We start from the raw sequence: 6,270 nt of genomic DNA, 5'->3' as shown, positions 1-6,270 counted from the left end.
CCACTTCCCTGAGTCCGGCGCCAACGTGGTCACCACCGATAACTCGGATTGGGCGACCAACTGCCCGGAGTACAAAGTGACGGCCGTGCAAGTGGTGAAGGTGAATCAGCCGTCGGAGTGGCAGAAGCGCTATCGCGAGATGAGCGAGCGCAACACACGTATTCGCCGTGGTACAGGCGTGCATGCCTGACAACAGTCCTCCGCCGGCGACTAGCTGTGAAGTCACGGTCCAGCGCTGGCGTGATGGCGACATCGAGCGGGTCGTCGATCAAGTCGCCGAAGAAGTGCCGGTAGCGCTGACGTATCAGGGCGTGCCGCACGTGGTCATGCTGGCGACGCCGGCGAATCTCGAGGACCTGGCAGTTGGGTTCACGTTGAGCGAGAGCATCGTCGACTCTGCTGGTGAGATTCAGTCGGTGGAGGCGGTGACGCGCGACGATGGCGCGTTGGAAGTACGCATCGGCATTCCCGCGGCGAAACTTTCCGAGCTGCTGCGTCGACAAAGAAATCTCACCGGCCGGACCGGCTGCGGGCTGTGTGGCGCGTCGACGGTCGAAGATGCGATTCGGCACCCGGCGCCTGTGCTAGGCGGTGTGAGTGTCGGCGTGAAGGGATTGCATGCGGCGCTCAAGGATTTGCGTCATCGACAAGAGATCAACTTACGTACCGGCAGCGTCCACGCTGCGGCGTGGGTATCGCCGGAATCAGGAATTCAGCTGGTGCGCGAGGACGTCGGTCGTCACAACGCGCTCGACAAAGTCATCGGTGCGGTCGTGCGTGCCGGCGGCGATTTCTCAGCAGGCTATTTCGTGGTGACCAGTCGCGCGAGTTATGAAATGGTCCAAAAGGCAGTCACGGTCGGCGGCACGTTGCTCGCTGCGGTGTCGGCACCGACGGCGTTTGCCGTGCGGATGGCTGAGTCTGCCGGTTTGACCTTGATCGGTTTCGCTCGCGAGCATCAGCACGTGGTTTACGCTCACCCTTCGCGGCTTCTATGCACATCGACTACTTAGTTCGGATGGCCAACGACATCGGGTCCTTTTTCGCCAGCGAGGCGGATCAGAAGGTGGCGGCTGCCAACATTCATCAACACATACGGCGCTATTGGGATCCGCGGATGCGAGGGCGCATCATCGGGTACTTCAACGAAACCGGCGGCGGTGAGTTGGAAGGGGCGGTGCGCGCCGCGGTTCAGCAGTTGGCTGAGGAAGCCGCGGCCAAGGCCAGCTAGAGGGCCAGTTAGTCGATCAGCCCGAACTCACGCATGGCCGGCACGAAGTTTTCGTTGCTGTGGCCAGGGCGGGTGAGTTTGAAAATCGAAAAGCGCTGCAGCGGCGAGAGTGCTGCCCATTGCGCTACAGTTGGCGGAGTTACATCGCGCTCCATCGAGTAGTCGAGCACGCGCTGAGGCACGCTCTTCGGATCGTTCCATTCCGTGCCGGCATCTCGCTCCAGTAACTGCGCCGCGTCGTCGGTTCGCTGTTCGATCACGCCTACGACGTAGCGGCCGTAAGTGTCGATCTCATTCGGCGTTTCGCAATCCTGCGCCACCATTTGCTCGCGTTCGTCGAGCTCGAAACGATTCCATTGTTTCAAAGAAACTTTCACACCGCACAGATCGAGCTTGCGGCGCACTGCCATGGGAATGCAGTACAACGCGCCGGCGAAGTCTTTCTCGAACGTGAATATTTCAGATGAGCTGTTCGATGAAGTGTTCATGACGGAGCATTCTACACCTAAAAAAACAGGCCCGGCGGGGATCCGCCGGGCCCGGTGCGTCCTTTCAGTGGGCCGGAATCTGGATGCGTACCGTGTCCTTCAACACGCCTTCCAGTCCGCCGAAGACCGTCAGCTTGTCCACCTTTTCGGTGACCTTCTCCAACGTCTCCAATTCCTTCAAACGCAACAGCGTCGGGTTCTCTTCCATGAGTCGTGCAGTGTTGAGCAGCGAACGCGTAGCCGCGGTCTCTTCTCGACGCTTGATCAGGTTCGCTTGCGCAACCTTCTCGGCTTCCACCACCCGGTTCAGAATTTCCTTCATCTCACCCGGCAGAATCACGTCCTTGATACCGACGCTCGTCAACCGAATGCCATGCTGTTCGATCTTGCCGCGCGCCGAGGTGTAGATCTCACGATCCAACTCGCCCTTGGCGCCCAGCAATTCGTCCAGCGTCCGGCTGCCGATCGCTTCACGCAGCGCGAACTGCAGTTCCTTGTAGATGAACTCCACGAAGTTCTGCAGAGCTGCACGCGCCGTCACCACGTCCGCCACCTGCCACAAGGCAGTGAGGTTGACGCGCAAGCTGACCTTGTCCCGAGTCAGGATGTCCTGACCCGACACTTCCATGGTCTGCACACGTCGGTCGATCAGCTCGGTCTTCACCGTGCGCTGAAACTTCCAGAACGCGTGCAAGCCCGGCTCGAGCAGCTTGGTGAACTTACCGTCCACGATCAGCAACGCCAATGAAGTGTCCGGCACCTCGACGGTGCTGATTGCTTCGTTGGCCTGCGCGAGTAGCGGCTGCTTGGCGCGCGCCAACAGCTTGGCGATGCGCGCCGGCACGTCGAGATCCTGGTAGATGTCGACCTTCTCGACCTTCACCTCGATCGGACCCTTCCAGTACAGCTGCCGCTTACCCGGCGCGAGCACGCCGGCGAGCTTGCCGTTCTTGTAAACCAGACCCGCCTCGCTGTCGCTGAGCTCGACGATGTCGAAATAACGTTCCATGAGCGGCCGCGCTTCCTTCACCAGGAAGTCGACGCGCGCGTGTTCGAACTCCGGCACCGTCAAGTCGTACAGCTGCACGGCAATCTCGCCGAACGGTTGTGCCACCCAGTGCTTACCCGGCTCCAGCACGCCGGCAAAGGTCTTGTTCTTCCACACCAATGCACGCTCGTGCTGGGCGACGATCATTCGCTTGATAGTCATTTTCGTTTCTCCTTGTTGTCACCCACTCAATACGCAGCCCACAAGTTCCTCGAGGGCTGCATTCCAAAAAAGGTCCGGAACGGTCCCGCGCTGGTCGTGCGGTCGTCGCGTTCCACGGAGTCGTCGCCGGCGCAGGCGGGAGTTGTCATCATTCGCGCTTCCTTGTGCGAATGTTTGTTCAACTGCCGCTCTCCACCGGGCCTGACACACGTCGAACATCGACGCTCAAAGCTCGACCCTCGCTGCGACTCATGGTCGCCGGGGCGTCCCGGATGCGAGGCTCGCGCCTCGCGTGTTGATGCAACTGGCATCACAGGGGGAGTCGAACCCCGGGCCTTTCGGCCTTACCCACGACTTTTGCAAGGTCGTACGCAATAGAGGGAGTTGAACCCTCGACACAGCAGTTCTGAGCTGCTTGCTCTACCCACTGAGCTACATTGCTGGTGGTTAAGGCGACGTCCTGCGCGGTACACACAGCAGCAGCGCTGCAGCGTGCCAGTGTGGTGGTACCCACAACCGCTGACACAAAACGTTCGGCCTAGACCGCGGTATCGGCGCGAGCTCTCTCGCCACCGAAATTCATTTCCCAAGCGCGATGTGCGCGCTCGGACACAATCGTTGTTGCGGCGGACGGAAACAATTCCGTCCGCCTTGTTTCACTCGTTCCCGTGCAAGCGCGAGTTTCGCGGCACGCCGAGCAGCAAAAACTCCATCTGATCGGCCAGGATCTTGCGATTACGCAAAATGAACGCCTCGTAGCGATTCGGCACGTACGGCACATAGTGCAACTTCATGCCGGCCTGTTCGGGCGTGCGATTGGCCTTGCGGCTATTGCACGCCTTGCAGGCAGCGACCAAGTTGGTCCACGTATCCGCTCCGCCTCTCGACTTCGGCACGATGTGTTCGAGATCGAGTTGCTCGGCACGAAAACGCTGGGCGCAGTACGCGCACGTATAACGGTCACGCGCGAGCAGCATGTCCTTGGTCAGCGTCGGTACGCGATCGAAGTGCCGAACCATGAAGTCGCGGCCTTTGATGGCGATGATCGAGCTGGCACGAATCAGCGACTGCTCGCCCGAGATTCGCTGCGTTCCGCCGTGGAGCACGAACTCGTGCTGCCCGGCAGCCCAAGCGATCATGTCGGTGGCGTAGTAATGCGCGGCCTCACGAACGTTCAGCCACCGGTGCGGAGCGCCGGCGACGTCAAGCGCGAGAATGTGCGGACTCATCGTTGCTCCTCCTGTGTCGAGCGTTAGAAACGAATCGTCGGGCTGAGGGGTGGCCTCACGCCGACGCGTGCTTGAAAAAAATACTTCTCGAACGAGGCTTGGGAGGAGGATGGACCGGCGAGGAAAACTCGCGCGGTGTTGGCTCCTTGTGCCCCGTTCGGCTTGCGCCTTCGGGGCTGGAGCCCGAAAGGCGGTTACCGAATGAGTTCGGCGAACGGCCAGCTACCCAACCGCAGGCAGCCGAACGCGGCGCGATTCGAATCGCGTTGCGTGTGCATGGCTGGTTTGGCGGTGAAGGTCATGACGACTATTCGGGGCAATGTTTGTAACGGGCGGCGAGTCTACAACGAGATTTGTAAGAAACAAACTATTTTTATAACGAGCCCGATGACAATGGGTCGGGCCGTGGCTTCAAGTTACATTCGATGGCTGAGGCGGTCGCAATCGCTACGCAGTTACGCAGCGATTGCGGCCGGATTCCTTGGCTCGATACATGGCTTTGTCGGCTCGGTCGAAGACGGCTTCGGCGGTATCGTCGGCCCGCAGGGCGGTCACACCGCTGGAAACAGTGATCGACACCGGCGCGCCGCGAAAATGAAAACCAATCTCAGCGATGGAGGCTCGCAGCCGTTCGCTGAAGCGGGCGGCATCGTCGAGCTGCGTGCCCGGCAGAATCATCACGAACTCCTCGCCGCCATAACGAGCGACGAAGTCAGTGCTGCGTACCTTGCCGGCGAAACATTCGGCGACGGCCCGCAGTACTCGGTCACCGGCGCGATGCCCGTAGGAATCGTTGATGGTCTTGAAATGATCCACGTCCCATACCGCCAGACAAATGGGTTGTCCGAAGCGGCGCCAACGATTCAATTCCTCGTCGATACGCTTTTCGTACGCCAGCCGGTTGGGAATCTTGGTGAGCGCGTCGATGGTCGACAGACGTTGCTCGTCCTGCAGCTGGCTGTGCAGCCGTTTAGCTTCGGCTTCCAGTTCCACGATGCGCGAACGCATCTGGTCGTTACGGTTGCGGATGGCGGCGGCGAAGGTGGTCTCGCGCTGTCGGAACTCCTGCAAGTGGCGGTCGATGGAGTCCAGTCGGCTGCGCACCTGCTGGCGGATCTGCTGTAAGTCGCCGGCCGCGTCCACCGACTCGCCCATGGCTTTCATTTCGCCGGCCAGCTGCTTGTTCAAGGTCTCGCTACTGGCTTGCGATTGGGTTTGGTTCTGGTTTTGTTCGGCCACGAACTGGCCGATCTCATCCAGCTTGCCGACCATGGCACCGAGCAGGACTTCGACCTCCTGCTTGGCCTGTTCGACGCGGCCGATTCGCTTGATGACCAGGTCGGTCAGCGTCTCCAGCACCTCGGGCAGTCGTTCGGTCGTCAACGGCGTGGCCAGCTTGGCATCGAGCGCGTCGGACTGTTCGAGCAGCTCGGTATCGCGCCGTAGCTCGGTGAGCAGCGCTGACAAGATGGCGCGCAGGCGTTGTTCGTCGAGCGACGTTCGGGTGCCGCCCCCGGTAGCGACGGCAGCGGGCAGCACGGCCGATGGCGGTGCCACCATGGGGTGGTCGAGCGCGCCGATCGCGTCGGTGAGCGGTGACGTGAGCTGCGCCAGCTCGTCGATGTTGGTGTCTCGACGGACTACGGCTTGCAGCTTCCTGATCTGCTCGTCGAGCTGGGGCGATTGGCCGAGCGCAGCCGTGCAAAGCCGGCCGATGAGCCGCTTCAGCGCGGCCTCCATGGCGCGGAATTGCTCTTGCTCGCTTTCCAGCCTCCCCAGGCTATCGAAGTATTTCGTGCGCCAATTCTCGGTTTCGGTGGCAGTCACAACGCGTTTACTCAAACAGGGTTCGCCCAGCTTTGTTGTCGGCAGCTTCGGTGGTCCGGCTGATATGTATTAATCGAAGCAAAGTACCCCAAGCTTGAGTGAAGTGGATCGCAAAAAGCACATTGCGGGCACGGCCAGGGGCACGGTTCAGGGAACCCCTTAGAAGGCCACCCCAGGTCGATCACCGGCCGGTTGCGTGCCCAGCTCGCCAAAAATTTCATGTCGGCGATTCACTGCGGGGCGCTTGCTCGAGCAGACGGGCGGCTGCTGCTTCCGGCGCCGTTC

General features: G+C 60.8%; 7 protein-coding genes and 1 tRNA gene. 3 read left to right on the top strand and 5 right to left on the bottom strand.

Features of this window, described 5'->3' with window-relative positions; genetic code table 11:
- From JNL55_RS19920 to JNL55_RS19910, 3 genes are all read left to right on the top strand, one after another.
- Nucleotides 1-190, top strand: a 190-nt coding sequence (locus tag JNL55_RS19920; RefSeq protein WP_293857737.1) for a hypothetical protein, incomplete at its 5' end; no start/stop codon positions are given.
- Complete coding sequence (fdhD, locus tag JNL55_RS19915) at nucleotides 183-1,013, top strand: formate dehydrogenase accessory sulfurtransferase FdhD (RefSeq protein ID WP_293857734.1); 831 nt, start codon at nucleotides 183-185, stop codon at nucleotides 1,011-1,013. The genes JNL55_RS19920 and fdhD, both read left to right, overlap by 8 nt.
- Before the next feature lie 5 nt (nucleotides 1,014-1,018).
- Nucleotides 1,019-1,231 carry a formate dehydrogenase subunit delta gene (locus JNL55_RS19910; RefSeq protein WP_293857731.1) on the top strand — a complete coding sequence of 71 codons (213 nt, stop codon included), beginning with the start codon at nucleotides 1,019-1,021 and terminating at the stop codon, nucleotides 1,229-1,231.
- 8 nt (nucleotides 1,232-1,239) lie between these two features.
- Here JNL55_RS19910 and JNL55_RS19905 read toward each other — a convergent pair whose 3' ends face one another.
- The 5 genes from JNL55_RS19905 to JNL55_RS19885 all read right to left on the bottom strand — a co-directional run bounded on the left by JNL55_RS19905 (nucleotide 1,240) and on the right by JNL55_RS19885 (nucleotide 6,000).
- Nucleotides 1,240-1,719 (bottom strand): nitrate reductase associated protein, encoded by a 480-nt coding sequence (locus JNL55_RS19905; RefSeq protein ID WP_293857728.1) that lies wholly within the window; start codon nucleotides 1,717-1,719, stop codon nucleotides 1,240-1,242.
- A 64-nt stretch (nucleotides 1,720-1,783) separates the two neighbouring features.
- Complete coding sequence (locus JNL55_RS19900) at nucleotides 1,784-2,929, bottom strand: slipin family protein (RefSeq protein WP_293857725.1); 1,146 nt, start codon at nucleotides 2,927-2,929, stop codon at nucleotides 1,784-1,786.
- A gap of 368 nt (nucleotides 2,930-3,297) precedes the next feature.
- Nucleotides 3,298-3,371: transfer RNA gene (locus JNL55_RS19895), tRNA-Leu, on the bottom strand.
- A 214-nt stretch (nucleotides 3,372-3,585) separates the two neighbouring features.
- Entirely contained in the window at nucleotides 3,586-4,158 is a 573-nt protein-coding gene (locus tag JNL55_RS19890; protein WP_293857722.1) for an HNH endonuclease, read from the bottom strand.
- 447 nt (nucleotides 4,159-4,605) lie between these two features.
- A complete protein-coding gene (locus tag JNL55_RS19885) occupies nucleotides 4,606-6,000 on the bottom strand; it encodes a GGDEF domain-containing protein (RefSeq protein ID WP_293857719.1) in 1,395 nt (464 codons plus the stop codon).
- Nucleotides 6,001-6,270 lie beyond the last annotated feature (270 nt).

It is taken from the genome of Steroidobacter sp., assembly GCF_016790065.1.
Lineage (GTDB): Bacteria > Pseudomonadota > Gammaproteobacteria > Steroidobacterales > Steroidobacteraceae > Steroidobacter.
The sequence above is the reverse complement of the archived record's forward strand: the minus strand, read 5'-3'. Positions and strand labels throughout refer to the sequence as shown.

Coding starts and splice junctions, on each gene's coding strand:
- fdhD (WP_293857734.1), top strand. CDS start 183: ATGCCTGACAACAGTCCTCCGCCGGCGACTAGCTGTGAAGTCACGGTC.
- JNL55_RS19910 (WP_293857731.1), top strand. CDS start 1,019: ATGGCCAACGACATCGGGTCCTTTTTCGCCAGCGAGGCGGATCAGAAG.
- JNL55_RS19905 (WP_293857728.1), bottom strand. CDS start 1,719: ATGAACACTTCATCGAACAGCTCATCTGAAATATTCACGTTCGAGAAA.
- JNL55_RS19900 (WP_293857725.1), bottom strand. CDS start 2,929: ATGACTATCAAGCGAATGATCGTCGCCCAGCACGAGCGTGCATTGGTG.
- JNL55_RS19890 (WP_293857722.1), bottom strand. CDS start 4,158: ATGAGTCCGCACATTCTCGCGCTTGACGTCGCCGGCGCTCCGCACCGG.